Below are 22,017 nucleotides of genomic sequence, written 5' to 3' on the forward strand. Positions count from 1 at the left end.
TTAGGCACTCGAAATACAATTAAAAACTGAGTTATTAATAACTCAGTTTTCTATAATTATATATGCCTCAATGCATCTATAGGGTTTAACCTACTTGCTTTTCTAGCTGGCATAAATCCAAATATTATACCTACTATTGCCGAGAAACTCACTGCTAGTATTACTGTTGACATCGTAATTGTTAAACTAAACCCTATATAAATAGAAGCAATATATGCTATAGACATTCCCACTATAAGACCAATTATTCCACCAAAAACTGATAGGAAAATTGCTTCAATAATGAATTGTAGTTGGATACTATTAGGCTCTGCACCTAAAGCCTTTCTTAAACCTATTTCGAAGGTACGCTCTGTAACAGATACTAACATCATATTCATTATCCCAATGCCTCCTACAACTAAAGATATTGAAGCAATGCCTGCAAGAAGAAGTGACATCATGCCAGTAATATCTCCTATAGTAGATATTATATCCTCCATATTGAATATAAAGTAAGAGTTATCTTTATAATTAAATGATTGATTTAAAACTTGTTTTAAATCCTTCATAATAATATCAGATTTATTACTATCAGCCATATATACGTCTACATTAGTTATATTTCTATTACCTAATGTTTTCATAGCTGTAGTATAAGGAATAATAATCGTATCATTAGTTGAAGAAAAAGCAAACTCACTACCTGTATCTAATACTCCAACTATAGTAAAAATTAAACCATTTATAAGTATACTTTCACCTATTGGATCTTTTCCTAGGAATAGTTCCTTATTTATGTCACTTCCTATTATAGCAACTCGGCTGCTATTCTCTATGTCTAATATGTTTAATTCTCTACCATTTTTCACAAGTTTTTTATCTGTTTTAAAATGAACTTCATTTTTTCCTTCCACGGTAATATCTGTTTTTGTAATACCATTCCCTGCAATAGAGGTTTTCCCTGTTATTGTAGGAGATAGCCCCTTAATATTTTCTATTTTTGTTAATGATTCTAGATCTCTTTCATTAAGTCCTTGCTTTAAAGGCGTCCCCATAGCTTGTATAGTTATTTTATCAGCACCTAAAGATGACACCTGTTTGGTCACCTCATTTGTAGCTCCTTGAACTATGGTTATCAATGCTATGATGGAAGCAACCCCAATTATTATCCCAAGAATAGTTAAAAAGGAACGCATTTTATTATTTATGATGTTGCTCCAAGACATCTTTATACTATCTTTAAGCATTGTTTTCACCACCTTCAGATATTCTTCCATCGATAATGTTTAATACTCTGTTGCCATAGCTGGCGATATGCTTATCATGAGTAATCATTACAATTGTCCTTCCCTCTTCATTTAATTCTTTGAATAGTTCCATTATCTGTGCTCCTGTTTTTTGATCTAATGCTCCAGTAGGCTCATCAGCTAATAATATTGATGGCTCTGTTACAACTGATCTAGCTATGGCAACCCTCTGTTGCTGTCCCCCTGAAAGTTGAGTTGGCAAATTTGGTAGCTTATCTCCCAACCCTACTCTTTCTAAGATTTTCTTTGCTCTTTTTCGTCTCTCATCAGATGGAACACCTGCATAGATTAGAGGCAATTCTACATTTTGAAGAGTAGACAGTCTTGGCAGCAATTGGAAAGATTGAAATATAAATCCTATTTCTTTATTTCTAACTCTTGCTAATTCTTTTTGGCTCAGATTTGCAACTTTCTGTCCAGCTAAAATATAGTTGCCAGAAGTAGGTGTATCTAAGCAGCCTATTATATTCATTAACGTTGATTTCCCAGATCCCGATGGACCAAGAACAGATACAAACTCACCTTTCTTTATCGTGAAGCTTACTTTGTTAAGAGCCAAAAATTTCTCATCACCTAAATAATAGGCCTTATCTAAATCTGTTATTTTTAATATTTCATTCATTAATTATCGCCCCCTGAGCGCATTGCTCTAATTCCTCCTGGAGGTCCAAAGTCATTTGTTACTTTCTTAGCTACAAATACTTTATCTCCAATATTTATACCCGATTTGACCTCTACATTGACTCCATCAGTGATTCCTAACTGAATATCTACATCCTCCATAGTCTCATCTTTTTTCCTACTTACATATGAGCTATTGTCATCTCTAAATCTTATCGCAGTCATAGGAAGTATAGCTGCATTATTTACACTTTCATTTAATACTTTAGCTTCTGCACTCATACCTACTCGAATATCTCCATCATTTTTAATTGAAATAGTTGTATTAAAGAAAGTAACTCCATTCATATACACGCCTTCCTTAGCCACATCTGTAACAGTTCCTTCGAAATCTTTATTTAGAGCATGAATAGTTATATTTACTTTTGTGTCTTTTTTTATAGCATTTAAGTCGTACTCATCTACCTTTACTTTTAGCTGTAAGTCTTTGTAGTCCACAATTTCAGCAATCTTAGCTCCTGGGATCAGCTGTTCATCTTCTTCAACAAAAATATCAAGAACTTCCCCATCTATTTCAGATTTTATATTTACTCCATTACTAGTCCTGTATAGGACATCATCTTTTTTGACTATATCTCCTTTTTTAACTTCAAACTCCTTTATCCGCATAGCTTGATCTGAAAATATGGTTTGTCTATTTTTCGCTTCTATGCTGCCTGAGAAGCTGTAGTATGTGCTGATATCTCCTGCTTTTACTTCTACTTCATCTCCTGCAATCTGTCTAGGTGTTCTTATCTTTGATAAGACAAGTATTGTAATTGCTGCGATTACTGCAATTCCTAAAACCCATTTAATTCCTTTGTTTTTTCGTTTCATTCTAATATTACACCTCCATGGTATTTTATATATCAATATTAAATCAGATATATGAACTTAAAATGAACTAATATAATATATCTTAAAGTAACAAAAATGACATTTGACCTCTTCCTCTAATATTATTCTAGAATTATTTTTTTTAATACGGACGAATTTACATATTTCCCTAACTTTATTTTTGTTTTACACTACTTTTAAGACGTCATATGCAATAATATTAAAACTTTTTTTAATTTTATGTTGACAATATCACTTTACCGTATTATAATAGTTTTTAAATTTAAAATAGTCTAAAAGTTAAGACGGAGACAAAAATACTTTAACTTTACTAAAGAGAGCTGATGGTTGGTGAGAATCAGTGTAAAAAAAGTATATATAATCACTCCCAAACTGCCTTATTAAAACCAATTGGAAGTAAATGAGGTCGGTGGCCACCGTTATATGGCTAGGGTTCAAGGAATTTACCTTCGACCTGAAGAGATAAGCTATGAAAATAGCTTATAAATTAGAGTGGTACCACGGGAAATTATCTCGTCTCTACGGATATCTTTATATCCTAGAGACGAGTTTTTTTATTTTTAGAAGTCTGGCCAGACCTTATAAAAACATAAATTATTTCAAAATAGGAGGAATAAGGATGGATGGTTTATTAGCTATAACGATAGTTCTGTTAGTATATGCTCTTGGAGACTTTGTATCTTACAAAACTAAGTCAATTGTATCTATGATGTTTGTTGCCTCTGTAGTGTTTATGGTGAGTTTTTGGTTTGGTCTTCCGAAGACTATCTTTGAGGATGCCCAGCTCTTGGGCTTTGGCTCACTTATGATTGCTTTTTTAATTACCCATATGGGCACTTTGATGAGCTTTAAAGATCTTAAAAAACAATGGAAAACTGTTCTAATATCAATAAGTGCAGTAATTGGGATAGGTGTATTTTTATTCTTTGTAGGTACTCCTATCATAGGTAAGGAGTACGCAGTAGCTTCTGCACCCCCTATATCTGGTGGAGTCGTGGCAGCTATCATAATGGGAGATGCTGCAAAAGCTAAGGGTCTTGAAGCAATAGCTGTATTCGCGACATTATTAGTGGTAGTTCAAGGTTTCTTTGGATACCCTGTAGCATCTTTCCTACTTAATAAAGAGGCTAAAAAGCTAATTAAAGTTTTTAGAGAAAATAGCTCAGAAGTTGCTTCAACATTAGATGATACTATAAGTGATATGGTAATGACTAAAAACAAATTAATACCTTCATTGCCAAAGGATTTGCAGACTAGCTTCGTATTGCTAGCAAAACTAGCTTTAGTAGCATTATTAGGTTTTAAATTATCAGATTTTACAAATGGCCTTATACATAAATATGTTATGTGCCTATTAGTTGGTATAGCTGGAAGAGAATTAGGATTTCTAGAAGAAAATATTATGACTAAAGCAAATGCCTTTGGACTTGCGTTGTTAGGACTTATGGCTATAGTAGTAGGAAATTTGTCAAAAGCTACCCCAGAGATGCTATTATCTATTTTGTTCCCCATGGTAATAAGTTTATTATTGGGACTTGTAGGTATAGCTATAGCTTCTATCCTAGTTGGTAAAATACTTGGTTATTCTATAGAAATGTCCATAGCCATAGGAACTTCTGCCTTATTTGGTTTCCCAGGAACCTATATTCTTTCCAATGAAGTTGCAAATGCTAACGGAAAAACAGATGAGGAAAGACAATTTTTATTAAATGAAATACTTCCCAAAATGCTAGTTGCTGGATTTATGACAGTTACAATTGCTTCAGTAGTACTGGCAGGTTTTATGGCAAAATTAATGTAATAAAAAATATAAAAGGAGTGGTTATTTTGACTGATAAAATATTATATAGGAACTTCAGATTAATAGATGGTACTGGAAAAATTCCAGTTGAAGATGCATACTTTATAGTGGAAAATAAAAAGATTGTTAAAGTTGGGAAAATAGAAGATTTAAAGAACTCAGATAAAGTTAAAGAAGTAGATCTATCTGGTAAAACTGTAATGCCTGGTCTAATAAACAGTCATGTTCATATTACAATGGAGCCAGTTGGTGATCCTGTTTCTATTATGCTAAAAGAATCTGACGCAAAGACTGCTTTAAGGGGTACAGCCAATCTTAAAAAACACTTACTATCTGGTACTACATTTTTCAGAGACTTAGGTGCATCTAATGGTATAGATTTTGACTTGAGGGATGCGGTAAATGAAGGTCTAATCGAAGGCTCCCAATTTGTAACATCGGGCAGATGTTTAACTATGACAGGTGGACATGGATGGTTTATCGGTAGAGAGGCTGATGGCGTAGATGAGCTTAGAAAGGCTGCAAGAGAACAGCTTAAAGCTGGAGCAGATCTTATTAAGATTATGGCCACTGGAGGAGTTATGACAAAAGGAGTAGAACCTGGTTCTCCTCAGCTTTCTATGGAAGAAATGGAGGCTGCTATAATTGAAGCACATAAAGCAGGAAAGAAAACAGCTACTCATGCTCAGGGAACCCAGGGTATCAAAAATGCAGTCTTAGCTGGAATAGACTCAGTTGAACATGGTATATTTCTTGATGATGAAGTTATTGAATTAATGGTTAGTAAAGGAGTTTACCTAGTTCCTACTTTAGTTGCACCTTATTTTATAGTCAAAAATGGTGTAGAAGCTGGTATTCCTAAGTTCGCCGTAGATAAATCAAATTATGTAATGAAATATCATTGGGAAAGCTTTAGAAAAGCATATAAGGCTGGTGTTAAAATTGCCATGGGCACAGATGCTGGTACACCTTTTAATCTTCATGATGGGGCTCCTCATGAATTAAAGTTAATGGTTGAATGCGGTATGAGTCCAATGGATGCAATTGTAGCATCTACAAAGTCAAGTGCAGATTTATTAGGAGTTCTTGATGATTATGGAACTCTAGAAGAAGGAAAACATGCAGATTTTCTAATACTTAATGAAAATCCATTAGATAATTTAGATACCTTATTTAATCTTGATTCAGTTTATAAGCTTGGTAAGAAGGTGAGATAGTACTTCTCTATAAATCGTAAAAAATTGTCTATCAAAACATTATTAAGTTAGCTTTTTTGAAAGTCTAAATCGTATTTGAAAGAATGATTTATGAGAACTTTTCTATGAACTATAACAAAATCCCTAGACAATTTTATTTGTCTAGGGATTTTATTATTTTAACATTAATTCTTCTAATTTTAATGGTTCAACATACTCTCCATCTTTATAAGCCCTCATATTTCCACCAGATATTTCATCTATTAGGGCTATATGATTATCATCTCCAACTCTACCAAATTCAAATTTGATATCATATAACTCCATGTCCTTTTTAGCTAACTCATCTTTGACTACCTGGCTAATCTTCTTAGTTAAATCAGCTAAGACTTTATACTCCTCTTTAGTCATTATACCTAACATATCTAATCCCTCGTCAGTTATTAAAGGATCATTTCTATCATCATCCTTTAAAGTAACTTCTACATAGGCGTCCAGTGGCTGCCCCTCTGTTGCATACATTCCATATCTTCTCATAAAGCTACCTACTGCTCTATATCTACAGATTACTTCCACTCCTTTACCAAACATCTTTGCAGGTAATACTGTCATAGTAGCATTTTCTATATCTGCATCTACGTAATGAGTTGGTATCCCCATATTATTTAATTTCTCGAAGAAGAATTTAGTTAATCTAAGCCCTGCTTTACCTGCTCCTTCTATACTTAATCCTACAGTATTAGCTCCTGGATCAAATACTCCATCTGTTCCTGTCACATCATCCTTAAATTTTAATAGATAGTTTCCATTTTCTAATTCATAAACATCTTTAGTTTTTCCTTTATAGACCAAGTTCATAATTTTAGCTCCTTTATATAAAGTTTTTCTAATATTAATATAATCTATAATACATATATTTATCAAGTTTTTTTATTTATTTTATTTCTATGCATTTATAGTTTTCTTCCCATTTACCTTGAAAATGAAATATACTAAGGCTCCTATTGCTACAGCTGCTCCTACAGGATAAGATATTGTAGTAGATAGCTTAAACCCTTCAGGTGCTTGTAGAATATAAGTAGCAGATACTGCAGACATGAATGTTGCTGGTATACTAGTAATCCAATGACTCTTGCCATTTTTAACTAAATAAGCTGCTGCTGCCCATAGCACTATCATGGCTAGAGTTTGATTTGACCATGCAAAATATCTCCAAATAATATTAAAATCTATCCTCGTTAATCCAAATCCTACGCCTAGTAAAGGTATTGCTAATATTAATCTATTTTTTATTGGGCCTTGCTCATACTTAATTGCATCTGCAATAGTAAGTCTTGCAGATCTAAAAGCAGTATCTCCAGATGTAATAGGACAAGCCACAACTCCTAACATGGCTAATACCCCGCCTATTGAACCAAGAAGGCCTTTTGATATAGTATTAACAACACCAGCAGCTCCGCCACCATTAGTTAAGGCATCTTGTAGTCCTGGAATTCCATTAAAGAATGCCATACCTGCTGCTGCCCAAATCATTGCTATTATACCTTCAGCTATCATTGAACCATAGAATATTCTTCTACCATAGCTTTCCTTAGTCATACATCTTGCCATCATTGGTGACTGAGTAGCATGAAATCCAGATATAGCACCACATGCAATTGTAGTAAATAATATTGCCCATATTGGTAAGCCAGCTGGATGTAAGTTGGTTAATGTAAAGGCAGGTACTTGATATCCATCAATCACTAGCTTGCCACCAATACCAAATGCCATTACTAACAGAGATAGACCGAATATCGAATAAAGTTTACCTATTAACTTATCTATGGGCAAAATAGTGGCTAAAAAATAATACACTAATACAATTATAAGCCATATATTGAAACTTCCGAGTCCAAATAACTTTAGGTTAGTTAGTAGATTTGCAGGACCTGTCATAAATACTGTTCCCACTAAAATAAGTAGAATGACTGAAAAAACTCTCATTACCTTTCTTGCACCTTCTCCTAGGTAAATACCTACTATTTCTGATATAGATTGACCATCATGTCTTAGAGAAAGCATTCCTGAGAAATAGTCATGTACTCCACCAGCAAATATACATCCGAAAGCGATCCATAGAAATGCTGCTGGCCCAAATAATGCACCTTGTATTGCTCCAAAGATAGGTCCTAAACCAGCAATATTAAGTAATTGAATCAAGAAAATTCTAGGCCAGCTCATAGGCATAAAATCCACTCCATCTTTAAGTCTTGTTGATGGTGTTTCTCTACTATCATCTGCTCCAAAGTGTTTATCAACTACCTTTCCATACAGAAAATATCCTGCTATAAGTATAATAATTCCAAGAATAAATTGTATCATAAAAAAACCTCCTTTATATTTACTTAATATATTAATATGCTAAAAGGAGGTTATTTATGGGTACTTTAGATAACTTCCATAGAAAAAGAGATGGATTTCTCCACCTCTTTTTAAAACCTAATATGAAACTTATTAAATTAAATTCTTATGCTCTTACTGTTTTTCTTGATTTTATCTTAATAAGGAAAAACATTATAGCTGCAACAGCTATAGCTGCTCCTACAGGATAAGCTATTGTAGTCGATAATTTAAATCCCTCTGGCGCTTGTAGTATATAAGTTGCAGATACTGCAGTCATAAATGTTGCTGGTATAGTTGTTAACCAGTGGCTCTTATTATTTTTAACTAAATAGGCTGATGCCGTCCATAAAACGATCATTGCCAAGGTCTGATTTGACCACGCAAAGTATCTCCAAATAATATTAAAGTCAATTCTTGTTAGTCCAAATGCCACGACAAACAAAGGTAAAGCCAAAGCTAATCTTTTCTTTATAGGCCCTTGCTCATAGTTCATAGCATCTGCAATAGTAAGTCTTGCAGATCTAAAAGCAGTATCTCCTGAAGTTATAGGGCAAGCTATAACTCCTAACATGGCTAATACACCACCTATTGGCCCTAATAAAGTTATAGAAATAGTGTTTACCACTCCTCCAGGTCCTCCGTTGCTTAAAGCTTCAGCTAATCCTGGAAGTCCATTGAAAAATACCATACCTGCTGCTGCCCAAATCATTGCTATTACACCTTCAGCTATCATTGAACCATAGAATATTCTTCTACCATAGCTTTCCTTAGTCATACATCTTGCCATCATTGGTGACTGAGTAGCATGGAATCCAGATATCGCGCCACAAGCTATAGTAGTAAATAGAATTGACCATATTGGCAAACCAGCTGGATGTAAGCTAGATGTAGTAAATGCTGGTAATTGATATCCCTTTACTAATATCATTGCACCAATCCCAAAAGCCATTGTAAGTAGAGCCACTCCGAATAAAGGATAAATTTTACCAATTATTTTGTCAACTGGTAATATTGTAGCTAGGAAGTAATATATGAATACTATTGCCAGCCAAATATCGGCATTACCTAAACCAAATAACTCTATGCTACCCATTAATGTAGCTGGACCTGTCATAAATACTGTACCAACTAAAACAAGTAATATAACTGAGAATACTCTCATTACCTTTCTTGCACCTTCACCCAGATAAATACCAGTGATCTCTGAAATACTTTTTCCATCATGTCTTAATGATAACATTCCTGAATAATAGTCATGTACTGCACCAGCAAATACAGAACCTAAAGCAATCCATACAAATGCCATTGGTCCAAATAATGCCCCTTGAATAGCTCCGTAAATAGGTCCTAATCCAGCTATATTAAGTAATTGAATTAGGAAAATCTTAGTCCAGCTCATAGGTACAAAGTCTATGCCATCCTCTAACCTTGTAGCTGGAGTTTCTTTATTATCATCAATTCCAAAATGCTTGTCTACCACTTTTCCATAGACAAAATAGCCTGCTATAAGTATGATAATTCCAATTATGAATTGTGTCATTAAAAAAACCTCCTTATTAATATTCATTCATTATAATAGTATATCAATTGAATATTAATAAGGAGATTTTCTAGATAAGACGTCATATTTAGTATTTAAAATGCAAATTTAGAAGTTAAGATGCATCCTAGTCTATATTCATAACTTCCTTAAATCCTTTTGCATAACTTCTGCTTACTGGAATTATCTCTTTATATCCTTTTAGATTTATATTGTAAGTAGAGTTGAACCAAGGTTCTATTGACTCTATATAATTTAAGTTTACTATATAAGATTTATGAGATCTAAAAAATATTGAAGAATCAAGTCTATCCATTAATTCATTTAGAGTACAATTAGTTTCAAATTTCCCCTTATTACTGACTATCACAGTATTTTTATCCTCTATTGTTGCATATATAATATCTTTAGTTTCTATTGGAATAAGTTTATTTTTATAATAAAGACATATTCTCTGTGGCGCTACTTTTGTATTAGTTCTTATGTCTTGAATCAACCTACTCAAATTATTATAATCAATTTCTTCGCTATTGTTTCTGGTTGAAGTTATCTTCTCTAATGTTTTTTGTAATCTTTCCTCTGATATGGGTTTTAATAAATAATCTATTGCATTTACTTCAAAGGCCTCCACAGCAAATTGATCATACGCTGTTACAAAGATTATTATTGGATTATACCCTTCTTCTGATAATCTTCTAGCAACATCTATTCCGCTTATTTGAGGCATCTGGATATCTAAAAAAACAATATCTGGCCTAAGCATTTTAATTAATTCTAGAGCTTCTATACCGTTAGAAGCCTCTCCTACTACCTCCATACCTTCAATGCTACTTAAAATATATAACAATTCTTGACGAGCAGGCATTTCATCATCTACAATTAAACATCTTTGCAAATTAACCATCTCCTTAGAATTTAGGAATTACCATAGTAGCTGTAGTTCCTTTGTTAATTTCAGATTCAAGAATCAGTCCGTATTCTTTACCATATTTATTTCTTAACCTCTCATTAACATTTTTAAGTCCTATGCTCTCCTTATTATCGTTTTCTTTAAATAAACAATCTAAGTCTTCCTTAGATATGCCAACTCCATCATCTTTCACCACTAATTTAGTTTCTTTACCATTATCTCTTGCAATTATTTCAACTCTTCCCCCCTCAATCTTGCCTAAAACTCCATGCTTAATTGCATTTTCTACTATTGGCTGAAGGAGTAAGGGTGGAAGTTTACACTCAATATTCTCTGGTATATCATATATAATATCTAATTTATCACCAAATCTTGCCTTTTCAATTTCAATATACGAATTTATATGTTCTATCTCTTTATATAAATCTACTACTTCAATATCTTGTTGTAAATTAGTTCTGAAATAATTACCAAGATGTATCAGAAGTTTACGGGCATTATCAGGCTGCGTTCTAGTTAAAGACACTATAGTATTAATGGCATTAAATAAAAAATGTGGATTTATCTGAGCCTGTAATGCCTTTAGTTCAGATCTTGATAATAATTCTCGCTGATAATCTATCTTACTTAGTTCTATCTGAGTAGAAAACATCTGGGCTAAACCTAAGGCTAACTCTATATCTACCTTAGTTATAGAATTTTCTTGTCCCTTATATAGCTTAAGTGTACCTATAACTTTGTCATCTTCTTTTATTGGAACAATTATAGCTGATTTTAACGGACAGTTACTATTATTACACCCAATTTCTTCTCTTGTATTTGCCACCACATACTTTTTAGCTAATAAAGCCTCTTTTGTTAGATTAGTCTGTATAGTGCTGCCAACCAAATGATGATCTTCTCCTATCCCAACATGAGCTAATATTTTTTCTGTATCGGTAAATGCAACAGCTTTTATTTTGCTCATATCATAAATTATATTTGCTGTATCCCTTGCTGTATCTTCATTATATCCTTTTCTAAAATATGCTAATGTTCTATCAGCAATTTTAAGAGTTAATTGGGCTTGATAAACAGCTTCATTCTCTATCTCTTTAAAGATACTATCTGTTATAGCAATAAATGCAGCTATACCTATTCCATTTCCAACAATCATCGGAATTCCAATTATTTTAACTAAATCTAATGCTTCAGAAAAAGGTCTTGCAACTAAGAGTATTATTATCATTTGTATTACTTCAGCTATAGCTCCAGATATTAAGGCAAAAGTTATTCTATAAGGACTACTTTCAAATTTCTTTTTCAATAATCCTGCCATGGCACCTTCAGATAAAGTCGATATTCCACAAGCAATAGCAGTAAAACCACCTATATCTATTAAAAACCTATGGCCTCCTGCAATAATACCAGACAAAATCCCAACCAAAGGTCCTCCAAGTAGTCCCCCAACAAAAACACCAATAACTCTAGAATTAACTATTGCCCCCTGTAAATGTATCCCTGTATAAGTACCTATTATCCCAAAGATTCCAAAGATAATGGATAACAATATTTTATCTTTAATATCAATATTTTCTTTTGAAACAAGTTTCCTAAATAATCCAATTTTCGAAAGAAAAAGTGCTAAAATTAATATAATACCAACTCTACTTGATAAGTTTTTAAGTAAAATTACTAACACAAAAACACCTCTTTAAATGTTTACTTCCATACAAGTATATCATATGGTCTTTGCGAGATGCCATAAAAAAAGTTGGGTTACTTGACCCAACTTTTGGCTTGCTTATTTAAAACCAAGGAAGCACCTTTATTATCATAGATACCACTATTGTTGTAACTCCCATAGAGGTTACATTTCCAATAGTTGGATGATAATCTTCTGGTAGTTTATCACAGAAATACTCTGCTAAAGGTGGTCCTATTATACCTCCTAATATACCTGCAGTAACAGCTACTCCCACCGATGAACCAAACATCAAAACACAAGCTGGTCCAACACTTACTACTGGTACATAGGTTCCGTACCATCCTTTTTCAACATATTTGTTAAAGTATAAAAATACTCCTACTGATGAGCCAACAAACTGGGATAATATAATTGCTGGGATTGCACCTGAAGCATAGGCACCATGGTTTATATTTAATATCCAGTCTAAACAAGCTCCTATTATGACAAATAATCCAGCTATTTCATTTCCATAAAATTGAGCTTCAGAGAAATCTGCTAAAACTCTTCTTACGGACCATAATGGCTTCTCCATTTCCTTTAGAGTTTCTTCTTGTGATTTCACTGGTCTATTTAATGTCTTGGATGGTACTTTTTTCATCCATGGCAGTGCCTTAGCTATACCACAAACTAATATTCCTGTTATTGCCATAGTAAATACATTTGAAACCACTCCAGGTACTCCTAGCACAGGTATAATATTATTTGTTATCCAAAAAGCCACTGGGAACCCCATAACTCCTCCGAGAATAGAGCCTGTGAGTAAAGCCTTTATACTTGGGCCATATAATAACATTATAGCTGGTGGAGCTCCTACTACTGTAATAAATGTTGGTAACCAAGTATATTCTCCATTTTCAAAGAAAGATGTAAAATTTAGAACAAATATTGCAATGAATAGTGATAATAGCTGAGATGCTAATACCCAAGGCCATAAATTTGAACCATAAGAAACATTGAAACCTGCTAACTTAGAATTTTTAACATCTAATCTCCAAGCTACAAATCCTCCTATAATTACTCCTAGGGAAGCAAAAACTCCTGCATAAAATTGAGCTTCTGTAAAGTTCATTATATACCAAATAAGTTTATAAAATGGATTATGACTTGCATTAGCCACTATTGTGTTATAGTCTAGCCAGCTACTTTGAGCATTTATACTGCTTAGAATAAAATATATTAAAAAACCTATTCCCAGTGATATAATAAGACCCGCTAAAGAACCTGCACTATATTGTTTCTTATTATTCTTAATATTTTCCATATTTATCCTCCAATCTAGAAGTTTATTATATAAGAAATATAAAACTCTATCATTCTTTCAATTGATTCAATTTTTATCCTTTCATTCTTCTGATGGCACATATTTTCCTCACCAGGTCCTAGTATTACAAAAGGAATATCGTGATAAGGGATAAGTTGTGAAGCGTCAGTATAAAAATTTATGCCCTTAAGTTTTACTGGATAAGATAATTTTTCATATACAGATACTATCTCTTTTATAAAGTTATCGTTTTCATCCATTGTTAAAGGAGGTCTATTATTCTCCACATCTACTTCTATGATCATACCTTGGTTTTCATTTTCCATGCCTTTAGCAATTTTATTAGCATTATCTATAATTTCTTCATGAATAAAACCTGGAATAGTTCTTATATCTAAAGTAGCATTTGCATTTTCAGGTATAATATTAGTTTTTACTCCTCCATTAATTGTAGTAGTTGCATAACTAGAATTTCCTAGTAAAGGATGCTTCTTATCTAAATCTAAAGTATTCTTAAGTTTATTTATATACTCGTATAATTTTTCTATAGCATTTATTCCTAGTTCAGGCTTAGAACCATGAGAAGATTTCCCTTTTATACGGATATTTAGCCATAAAGTTCCTTTTTCACAGATACCGATTTCTTCATCAGAAGGTTCTGTGATAAAAACTTTTGATATATCTTGCAATAATCCTTTATCTCTTAAAGCTCGTACACCTAATCCTCCTGATTCTTCGTCAGCTGTAAATACAAACTTTAAGGTATAGGGTGGAATTATATTGTTTTCTAGAAAATACAATGCTGTTAATATCATTGCAGTAACTCCACCCTTCATATCAGAAGTACCTCTACCATACATATAGCCATTTTCAATTACTCCATCAAAAGGAGGATATATCCAGCTAGCTTCATCTGATACTGGTACAGTGTCTATATGCCCTATAAATCCAATTTTTTCATGACTTTTTCCCTCTATTTCTATTACTAAAGATCCTCTATTATTTCCATGATCTACTATTTTATATTCTATATCCTGAGGGAAAAACTTTAGAATTTCATTTACTGCATCCATTTCATTACCAGGTAGATTAGTAGTATTTATATTAATTAATCTTTTTAATATTTCTGTTATTCTGTCCATTAATTTAGCTCCCCTCTACTAAATCCACTATTATCTTCTATATGAGAACATTACTAAGTCTCCTACTCCTATTCTCTTAACCATACCAAATTTACTTACAAATCCACCTGCTCCACTGCCACGTCTCACTGCTCTGTTTTCAAAACCTACTACTTCTCCATTTACTATAGTATAGACTGCTGTTTTTACTTCTCTATTGATAACAGTTATATTAGCTAAAGCACCTTTACCTAAATGACCTATTTTTTCAGTCCACCAAGCATTACCTGTTCTTTTAGCTACCAATCTTGCTGGATTAGAAGTCATAGTGGCAACTGAACTACTTAAGTTTAAAACTCCCATTTCTGCTAATTCTAATATCGCTGGAATATTATCTCTTGTATCTCCGAAACCTTTCATTGTGGCATCATTTTGTCCATCAGATATAAGAACATCCACTATTCCTTTTTCTAAAGCTTCATAAGCTAGTTGTTGAGATTTTTTAGGTAGAATAAGTCCTTCTCTACTTCCTCCACCTTCTCTTAACATTGTAGTTACAAACTCTCCAGTTATATTTTCATTTTTACATAAGTCTAATACTGTCTTCATACCTTCTGCTGCTTCCATATGAGTACCGCATCCCGCAGCTGTTGTGTGACCTAGATGAAGTGGTCTTCCTTTAGATAATTCAAATAATCTAATAGCATGATCTGAGTCCTGAGTATGAGTCATATATAGTAGCTTAGACTTAGAAGTTATTTCAAATATCTTCTCTATATTTTCATCAGACATTATAAAATGTCCCATGTGGTCTTTAATTCCTACTACTAAAGGTGCTGTAGTATTAGTGATTGCATTTCTTGTCATTCTTGATGAAGCTGTTTCTACATCTAATTCACCTTTATATAACTTTATTAGTTCATCTACTGATAACATGGTAGATAATACACTTGCTGCCCCTTGATATAAACCAATGTTTACTGGTAATCCTCTATCTACTTCAGCTCCTAATAAAGCTGGTGCCATAAAAGTATTTCCTGCTCCAGGAGAAAGTCCCATTGTTACTCCATTAGCTACAGCGCCATAGATTGGGTCTGTACTCACTTCAAACAAATCTCCTAAGTGAAGGTGCATATCTACTATTCCTGGCACAACTAAAAGTCCTTCACAGTTTATTACCATATCTCCTTTTTCCACATAAATGTCATTCCCTACTTCTACAATTTCATCATTTAGTATAGCAACATCTTGTACTTCTTCAATTTCATTTTTAGGGTCTACTACTAGTCCCCCTTTTAGAATAATTCTCCCTGTCTTTTCTAAATCCTTAAAAGGATCTGATAAAGTATCATTTTTAACTGAAGCTAACACATCTTTTAACATACCTACTGTTGTTTTATACATGTCTTTTCCTCCTTGTTAACTTTTTGTTTAATATTATTATATAATTAATGCTTTATATACACACTGTCTCTAAGGTATAAAAAAGAAGACTATACTTTAGTCTTCATGTACAAAGAATATTGATTACTCATATCCATTAGTTTTAGGCAAAACTCGATTTTAAACTTACCTTCCCTGCTATTTAAATCTAAATTTACTATTTCACAGATTTTACTAAACCTATATTTAATAGTATTATAATGGATAAACATCTCCTCTGACGTTTGCTTTAAATTCCAATCGTTTTTTACGATAGATCTTAATGTTTTGATATATTCTGAATTATTTTCTATATCATAATCAATAAGATTCTGTAAATATTTACCGCAGAATTTATTTGCATCATCTTCTAAAGAAAGGTTGTAGAGCATTTTATAAACTCCTAAATCTGAGTAAATATGAGTATTATCCCTCTCATAGACTGTTCTACCTATTCTTACGGCTTTTTGAGCCTCCACAAAACTAATATATACGTCTATAATAGATTCCTGATAAGTCCCAATACCTATAGAAACTGTAAAACTGCTATTTTCCTTAATCTCTTTTCTTAACTCCTCTGCAACATTTTTCAAATTCTTTATAAAATCATCTATGGACTTTTTATTTGGTTCCACTAGAAACACTATATTATCACTATACACTGTATAAAAACACTGCTTAAAATTTCTTTTCATCTTACCGTTAGCTAAGCGAAATATCTTATTTTTTTCTTCTTCTAACTCCTGAGTGTTTTTTAGTGATATAAACTTCTCTTTAAAATTATCTATATCTACAATTAAGCAAATGAGTCCATTCTCTATTTTCCAACCATATAATGCGGCCCTATTATTAGCTTCCTCTACAGTCTTTATATTATTTAAAATTAAGTCTTGAATAAATTCATCTCTATACTTTTGCTCTATCTGATGATTTGATATCTCCTTTTGTATATTTAGCTTAAGAACTGTACTAGCATGCTCTATAGAAATATTATCTAAATCACTAAGAATGTCCTTCCCATTTTTTTCAACGACTATATAACCATAAATAGAACTACCAATTTGAACGGGATAATTATAGTATTTATCGAGGTTATCCTTGAGTCCCATATTGTATATATCTTCTTTAAATTCATGGGAATTACCTCGTATATAGTTTCGATTGAAAATTAAATCTATAAAAGCTATATCCTTATCTAATATCTTGTACAATGTATCCATTATATCACTGGTACTCTTTCCTTGTATAACCATCTGAGTAAAGGATTTATGAATATTTTCAGACATCATTAATTTTTTAGCCTGGGAATTGACTATACTTGAAAGAACTGGATTTATAATATCAGTAAAAGCATACCATTTAGGTATGTATATAATAGGGAAGTTTAATCCATCCCCTACTTCTTTTACTTCTTTAGGCAATTCTTCAATAAATCTACCTACCTTTATTCCCAGGGATGCTGCTCCATGCTCATTTAACTTAATGACTAAGTCTCTTAATTCCAATGGATTATCTCGCATTATATATCCCGTAGTAATTAAAAACTCTCCGCCCTTCATCCAATTATATATATCAGGAGCGTCCATAACACTAACTGTACTTACATTCCTATCTAAGCCTCCTGCTCCTGCTAATACTTTAAAATCTTGAAACTGCTCCATTAAATTTTTAACTTTCATATCTGTATAATCCACTCCTTATATTAAGATTATCACCAATGGAGTAATTAATAATATATAATTATACAATTATTTTATATTTCTGTAAAAAAAGTCTTTATCAAAATCTCAGAACCTTTTTTAAGTCCATTGAGGTTACCAAAAAATAATTTACTAGAACTTTCCTATAGACTATAGAACAAGTTAAAATACATAGACTAAGTAGCCTATGTATTTTAATAATAAAACTTCTGAAGTTTTAAATTACTATCTATTCTCTATTTCTTCTGTTAATGAAATTATTTCATCTATTATGTTACCTATATGCTCTATAGTGTTTAGTAAAGGTTTATCTGTGGTTATATCCACCCCTGCCATTTGAGCTAGCTCTACTGGAGTCTTAGTTCCTCCTGCTTTTAGAACTTCTTTCCAATCATCCAATGCAACTTTGCCTTCATTTAAAACTCTCTTACTTACTTCTGTTGCAATTGTCAGCCCTGCACTATAAGTATATGGATATAATCCCATATAATAATGTGGCTGTCTCATCCAAGTAAGCTCTGCACCCTCATTAATCTTTACAGTATCTCCCCAGAATTTTTCTAGAGTTTCTTTCTTTAATTTATTTAATGTAGCAGCTTGAACAGAGCCACCAGCATCGATTATCTTATAAACTTCTCTTTGATAATGAGCTTCCAATAAATGAGTTACAAAATTATGATAATAGGTACGAGATATCATAGATGATAATACCCATCTCTTCATTCTCAGATTATCCATGGTTTCCATCAAATAATTTGCCATAAGCATTTCATTCATAGTAGATGGTGCTTCAACAAAATATGTTGATGGTCTTGTGTCAAATATATTTTGATTTTGTTGAGCCAAATAAAAATGTCCTGCATGTCCTAATTCATGAGCCAATACAAAAACTTCTCTCATTCTTTCAGTCCAAGAAATCAATATAAATGGATGAGCACCGTATGGACTCGAACAGAATGCTCCTGTAGACTTTCCTTTGTTTTGTACAAAATCTATCCATCTTTCATCATAAGCTCTTTTAATTACTTCTAGATAATCATCTCCAAGAACAGATAACGCTCCTTCAATATATTTTTTAGATTCCTCTACAGATATTTCTGGCTCAAAATCAGGATCTACATTTAATTTTAGATCTGCAAAAGTCATTTCCTCTATACCATGAATCTCTTGAAGTAATTTTGCGAACTTTCTCATATGTGGTGCTAAATGCTCCATTATTAAATCAATCTGTCTATTATATAAATCTCTAGTTACTTCTTGAGGAAACAATAGGCTATCGATTACTGAATCAAATCCCCTTAAAGTAGCCATTGTTTTTTCCTTTTGTACTTGAGTTTGATAAGCTCCTGCTATAGTATGTTGATATTCTCTCAATTTCTTAGAAAAAGCTTCAAAGGCGGCCCGTCTTATCTTTGTATCATGCTCATATTCCCACTCGTCTTCAAATAACCCAAAACTTAAAGGATATTCCTTTCCATCTACTGTAAACGTACCAAAATCCATATCTGCTAATTTTGTCCTATTATATATTTGATATGGTGAATTTAAAGTGCTAGAAAGAGCAGATAAAGCTTTCTCTACTTCTGGATGGAGAGCATGCTCTTTTTTCCTCATAATCTCTCTAAGATAGCCTGCATTTTCCACTGACTGCTCTATTGCTTCTTTAATTACATCTTCACTTACCTCTATAATTTCAGATTCTACAAAACTTAGTCTGCTTTCAATATCAGAAGATATGTTGGATAATTTCATCCGTCTTTCTTGATTCTCTACATTTGTTTGATCAACTGCAACTGCAAGATAAGAATATGAGCCTGTAAGAGTAGTTAGCTGATATACTTTTCTCAGTCTATTTAAACATTCGTTAATTGCTTCTGCTGTATTTAATTTACCCTTAAATTTGTCTTCAACTTCTGCTGTAAATTTTTGTGCTTCTTTTACAGTTTGCTCAAACTCCTCTTCTGTCTTAAAAATTGCCGTCAAATCCCAAGTAAATTTTTCATCCACATCTTTTCTTTCCAATAAAACCTTTGGCATCTTACCCCTCCTTAGAATTAATTCGAGTATCTAAGTAAATTATAATACTAATGTATGAATATTACAACAATTGCACTATTAAGTTTTACTTAATTAAAAAATAATATAAAGATATGAATATAGATAATACAAGGAATATAGTACCGTACAAAGGATTAAAGGAAATTATTATAACTGATATTATTAATAGTAAACCGATTATGGAACAGGCTCGAGTATACCTTATATATCCTTCTGTTGGTTCAGGCTCTCCATTATATCTCCATCTATATCCCCAAGATGCCACTTCTTCTGGATTAATTATAGAGTAAATTAAAATTATCAAAAGAGGCAGAGTTGTAATTCCATAAATAAGAAACTCTATCATATTTCCATCTCCTTCGTTAAAATGGCTATCTTTCCAGTATCATCTTAATCTCTTCTTCTACGGATTGCATTTCTCTTTGCATTATATCTAAATTTCTATTTAAATCTGATAATATACTTTCTACTCTACTGTATGCATTCTCTACATTTGATATGGATTCATTTATCTTTGATTGCACAAACCAATCAGCAAAAAGTCCATCAAAGAAAAAGTCAGCAAATGTAGCAAAAGAGCCGATATTAACCTCAATATCTGTAAATTCATTTACATCTGCTAGTTCTTTTTGGAACCTCTTTAAGTATTGCTGTACATCGTAAGAAATCTTATTCGCATCTTCTATTTTAGAATGTTTTATGATATCTGTAAAAAATCCACCGCCTAGCATATCCCATACTCCCCAGCCATGAGCAGATTCCAAAGGTTGCTTCATATCTAGTAGGGCGGTTAATGCATTTTCTCCAGCATGTATAGCTTCTTTCACCTCTTTTATATCTAGCTTTAATTCATTTATTTTATTTAATAAATCACGAAGTTTTCCTCCTCTATGAGTATCTTCATTGATTATCATATCTTGCTTTTTCTTTATTAATTGCTGATACTCCTCTTTTACCTCTGAGTAATTAATTAAATTCTTATTATATTTCTCTATTTCGTTTTCTAGCTCCTTTATAGCTAAAATACATTCGTCATATTGCATTTTGGCCCCTAAATATTCTTTTCTTTCTTCATCAAGTTTATCTTCTTTTTTTCCGATGATATTCAAGAAAAATGAGCTTAAACTCATACCTTCCAGCTTCAATACATCCTTTTCTTCTTTTTGTAATATATTTCTTAATTCTTCTAGATTTTGCTTTTTCTTTCTTAGTTCTTCCATAGCCATAGACCTTAATGACTCAAGTTTTTCTTTAGTTCTAAGCCTTTCTCTTAGGTCATAAATATCTTCATTGATTTCTCTATACATCAGTATCCCTCCCAATACTTTATTGATTTAATTATAACATAAAGAAACTACGATTCTCCTATATCTTTACTTATTTTAAACATAATAACACTCCCCTATTGGTAGCAAATTTTATTTTTTAATCTAGCTACCTTAAGGGGAATATTATTTTGGATTCTCAATTACTTTTTCATATTATATTGTCAAAGATTTTAATAGATAGGTTGCTTGCTTTACCATATTGTCCCTAACAGGATAATCATGCTCTCTATTAACCCATTCTAAAAGATATCCTCTCATTATTACAAAAATCATAACTATAAGTTCTTCTGCATCAACTTTAACTTTGAACTCCTTATCATTAATGCCTTTTAAAATTATTTCCTCCAATATTCCATATAATCGTCTCTTTTTATTATGACTGTATTTGGTTATGTGAGAACGCATGATTAATAGATTGGCATAATAACCCCATCTTTCAACATATATACCAAAATGATTGACAAAATCAATTATTTGCTCTGTAGTCGTAGGGTGTTGTAGAATTGCTTCTTGACTAACTAAAAAAAATTCATCCATTAAAATAAACATCTCATCTACTATGGAATCTTTAGACTGAAAATAATGATAAAAAGCTCCTATTGATATATTAGTTGCTTTACAAATATCTTTAATTGTTACATTTTTAAGTCCTTCTTCATCCATGAGTTCCACAATAATACTTATTAACTCCTCTTTCTTCTTTGAGGATCTTTCCATTTCATAAAACATATAAATATCATCACCCCTAGAAAATTATAT

The 22,017-nt window shown here is 32.3% G+C and carries 18 protein-coding genes and 1 other annotated feature; of the genes, 2 read left to right on the plus strand and 16 right to left on the minus strand.

Going from position 1 to position 22,017, the window contains the following annotated elements:
- Positions 1-56: 56 nt before the first annotated feature.
- Genes KQI38_RS04430 through KQI38_RS04440 form a run of 3 tightly spaced genes read right to left on the minus strand, consistent with a single transcriptional unit; the run spans position 57 to position 2,786 of the window.
- Entirely contained in the window at positions 57-1,229 is a 1,173-nt protein-coding gene (locus KQI38_RS04430) for an ABC transporter permease (protein ID WP_216556348.1), read from the minus strand.
- Positions 1,222-1,911: an ABC transporter ATP-binding protein gene (locus tag KQI38_RS04435; protein WP_246565582.1), complete on the minus strand. Its 690-nt coding sequence runs from the start codon at positions 1,909-1,911 to the stop codon at positions 1,222-1,224. The genes KQI38_RS04430 and KQI38_RS04435 overlap by 8 nt, the downstream gene beginning before the upstream one ends.
- Positions 1,911-2,786 (minus strand): efflux RND transporter periplasmic adaptor subunit, encoded by an 876-nt coding sequence (locus KQI38_RS04440; RefSeq protein WP_216556350.1) that lies wholly within the window; start codon positions 2,784-2,786, stop codon positions 1,911-1,913. The genes KQI38_RS04435 and KQI38_RS04440 overlap by 1 nt, the downstream gene beginning before the upstream one ends.
- A 293-nt stretch (positions 2,787-3,079) precedes the next feature.
- Positions 3,080-3,331 (plus strand) — a binding site (T-box leader).
- 95 nt (positions 3,332-3,426) lie between these two features.
- Between KQI38_RS04440 and KQI38_RS04445 the strand changes: the two genes are divergently transcribed.
- The gene (locus KQI38_RS04445) at positions 3,427-4,608 is read left to right on the plus strand and encodes a hypothetical protein (RefSeq protein WP_216556352.1); all 1,182 of its coding nucleotides are present in this window, start codon (positions 3,427-3,429) and stop codon (positions 4,606-4,608) included.
- A gap of 17 nt (positions 4,609-4,625) precedes the next feature.
- The gene (locus KQI38_RS04450; protein WP_256312876.1) at positions 4,626-5,825 is read left to right on the plus strand and encodes a metal-dependent hydrolase family protein; all 1,200 of its coding nucleotides are present in this window, start codon (positions 4,626-4,628) and stop codon (positions 5,823-5,825) included.
- Between the two features lie 153 nt (positions 5,826-5,978).
- On the opposite strand, the gene KQI38_RS04455 is transcribed toward KQI38_RS04450, so the two are convergent.
- The 13 genes from KQI38_RS04455 to KQI38_RS04515 form a co-directional block, all read right to left on the minus strand.
- A complete protein-coding gene (locus tag KQI38_RS04455; protein ID WP_216556356.1) occupies positions 5,979-6,662 on the minus strand; it encodes a phosphoribosylaminoimidazolesuccinocarboxamide synthase in 684 nt (227 codons plus the stop codon).
- A gap of 87 nt (positions 6,663-6,749) precedes the next feature.
- Entirely contained in the window at positions 6,750-8,168 is a 1,419-nt protein-coding gene (locus KQI38_RS04460) for a carbon starvation CstA family protein (protein ID WP_216556358.1), read from the minus strand.
- Positions 8,169-8,313: 145 nt separating this feature from the next.
- Positions 8,314-9,729, minus strand: coding sequence for a carbon starvation CstA family protein (locus KQI38_RS04465; protein WP_216556360.1), 1,416 nt, complete (start codon positions 9,727-9,729; stop codon positions 8,314-8,316).
- Between the two features lie 127 nt (positions 9,730-9,856).
- Positions 9,857-10,624 carry a LytR/AlgR family response regulator transcription factor gene (locus KQI38_RS04470; protein WP_094901767.1) on the minus strand — a complete coding sequence of 256 codons (768 nt, stop codon included), beginning with the start codon at positions 10,622-10,624 and terminating at the stop codon, positions 9,857-9,859.
- Positions 10,625-10,637: 13 nt separating this feature from the next.
- Complete coding sequence (locus tag KQI38_RS22575; protein ID WP_216556362.1) at positions 10,638-12,320, minus strand: sensor histidine kinase; 1,683 nt, start codon at positions 12,318-12,320, stop codon at positions 10,638-10,640.
- Between the two features lie 106 nt (positions 12,321-12,426).
- Positions 12,427-13,629 (minus strand): hypothetical protein, encoded by a 1,203-nt coding sequence (locus KQI38_RS04480; RefSeq protein WP_216556364.1) that lies wholly within the window; start codon positions 13,627-13,629, stop codon positions 12,427-12,429.
- Between the two features lie 14 nt (positions 13,630-13,643).
- Positions 13,644-14,771: a M20 family metallopeptidase gene (locus KQI38_RS04485; protein ID WP_216556366.1), complete on the minus strand. Its 1,128-nt coding sequence runs from the start codon at positions 14,769-14,771 to the stop codon at positions 13,644-13,646.
- 30 nt (positions 14,772-14,801) lie between these two features.
- Complete coding sequence (locus tag KQI38_RS04490) at positions 14,802-16,154, minus strand: amidohydrolase family protein (RefSeq protein ID WP_216556368.1); 1,353 nt, start codon at positions 16,152-16,154, stop codon at positions 14,802-14,804.
- Between the two features lie 89 nt (positions 16,155-16,243).
- Positions 16,244-17,851, minus strand: a complete 1,608-nt coding sequence (locus KQI38_RS04495; protein ID WP_216556370.1) for a PucR family transcriptional regulator — start codon at positions 17,849-17,851, stop codon at positions 16,244-16,246.
- Positions 17,852-18,097: 246 nt separating this feature from the next.
- On the minus strand, positions 18,098-19,909 hold the full coding sequence (gene pepF / locus KQI38_RS04500) for an oligoendopeptidase F (protein ID WP_216556372.1): 1,812 nt from the start codon (positions 19,907-19,909) through the stop codon (positions 18,098-18,100).
- 85 nt (positions 19,910-19,994) lie between these two features.
- Positions 19,995-20,276: a DUF6199 family natural product biosynthesis protein gene (locus KQI38_RS04505; protein WP_216556374.1), complete on the minus strand. Its 282-nt coding sequence runs from the start codon at positions 20,274-20,276 to the stop codon at positions 19,995-19,997.
- A gap of 25 nt (positions 20,277-20,301) precedes the next feature.
- Positions 20,302-21,237 (minus strand): hypothetical protein, encoded by a 936-nt coding sequence (locus KQI38_RS04510; protein WP_216556376.1) that lies wholly within the window; start codon positions 21,235-21,237, stop codon positions 20,302-20,304.
- A 174-nt stretch (positions 21,238-21,411) separates the two neighbouring features.
- Positions 21,412-21,987, minus strand: a complete 576-nt coding sequence (locus tag KQI38_RS04515; protein WP_216556378.1) for a TetR/AcrR family transcriptional regulator — start codon at positions 21,985-21,987, stop codon at positions 21,412-21,414.
- Positions 21,988-22,017 lie beyond the last annotated feature (30 nt).

The sequence above is a fragment of the Tissierella carlieri genome (genome assembly GCF_018917285.1).
In the GTDB taxonomy this organism is placed as follows: Bacteria; Bacillota; Clostridia; order Tissierellales; family Tissierellaceae; genus Tissierella; species Tissierella carlieri.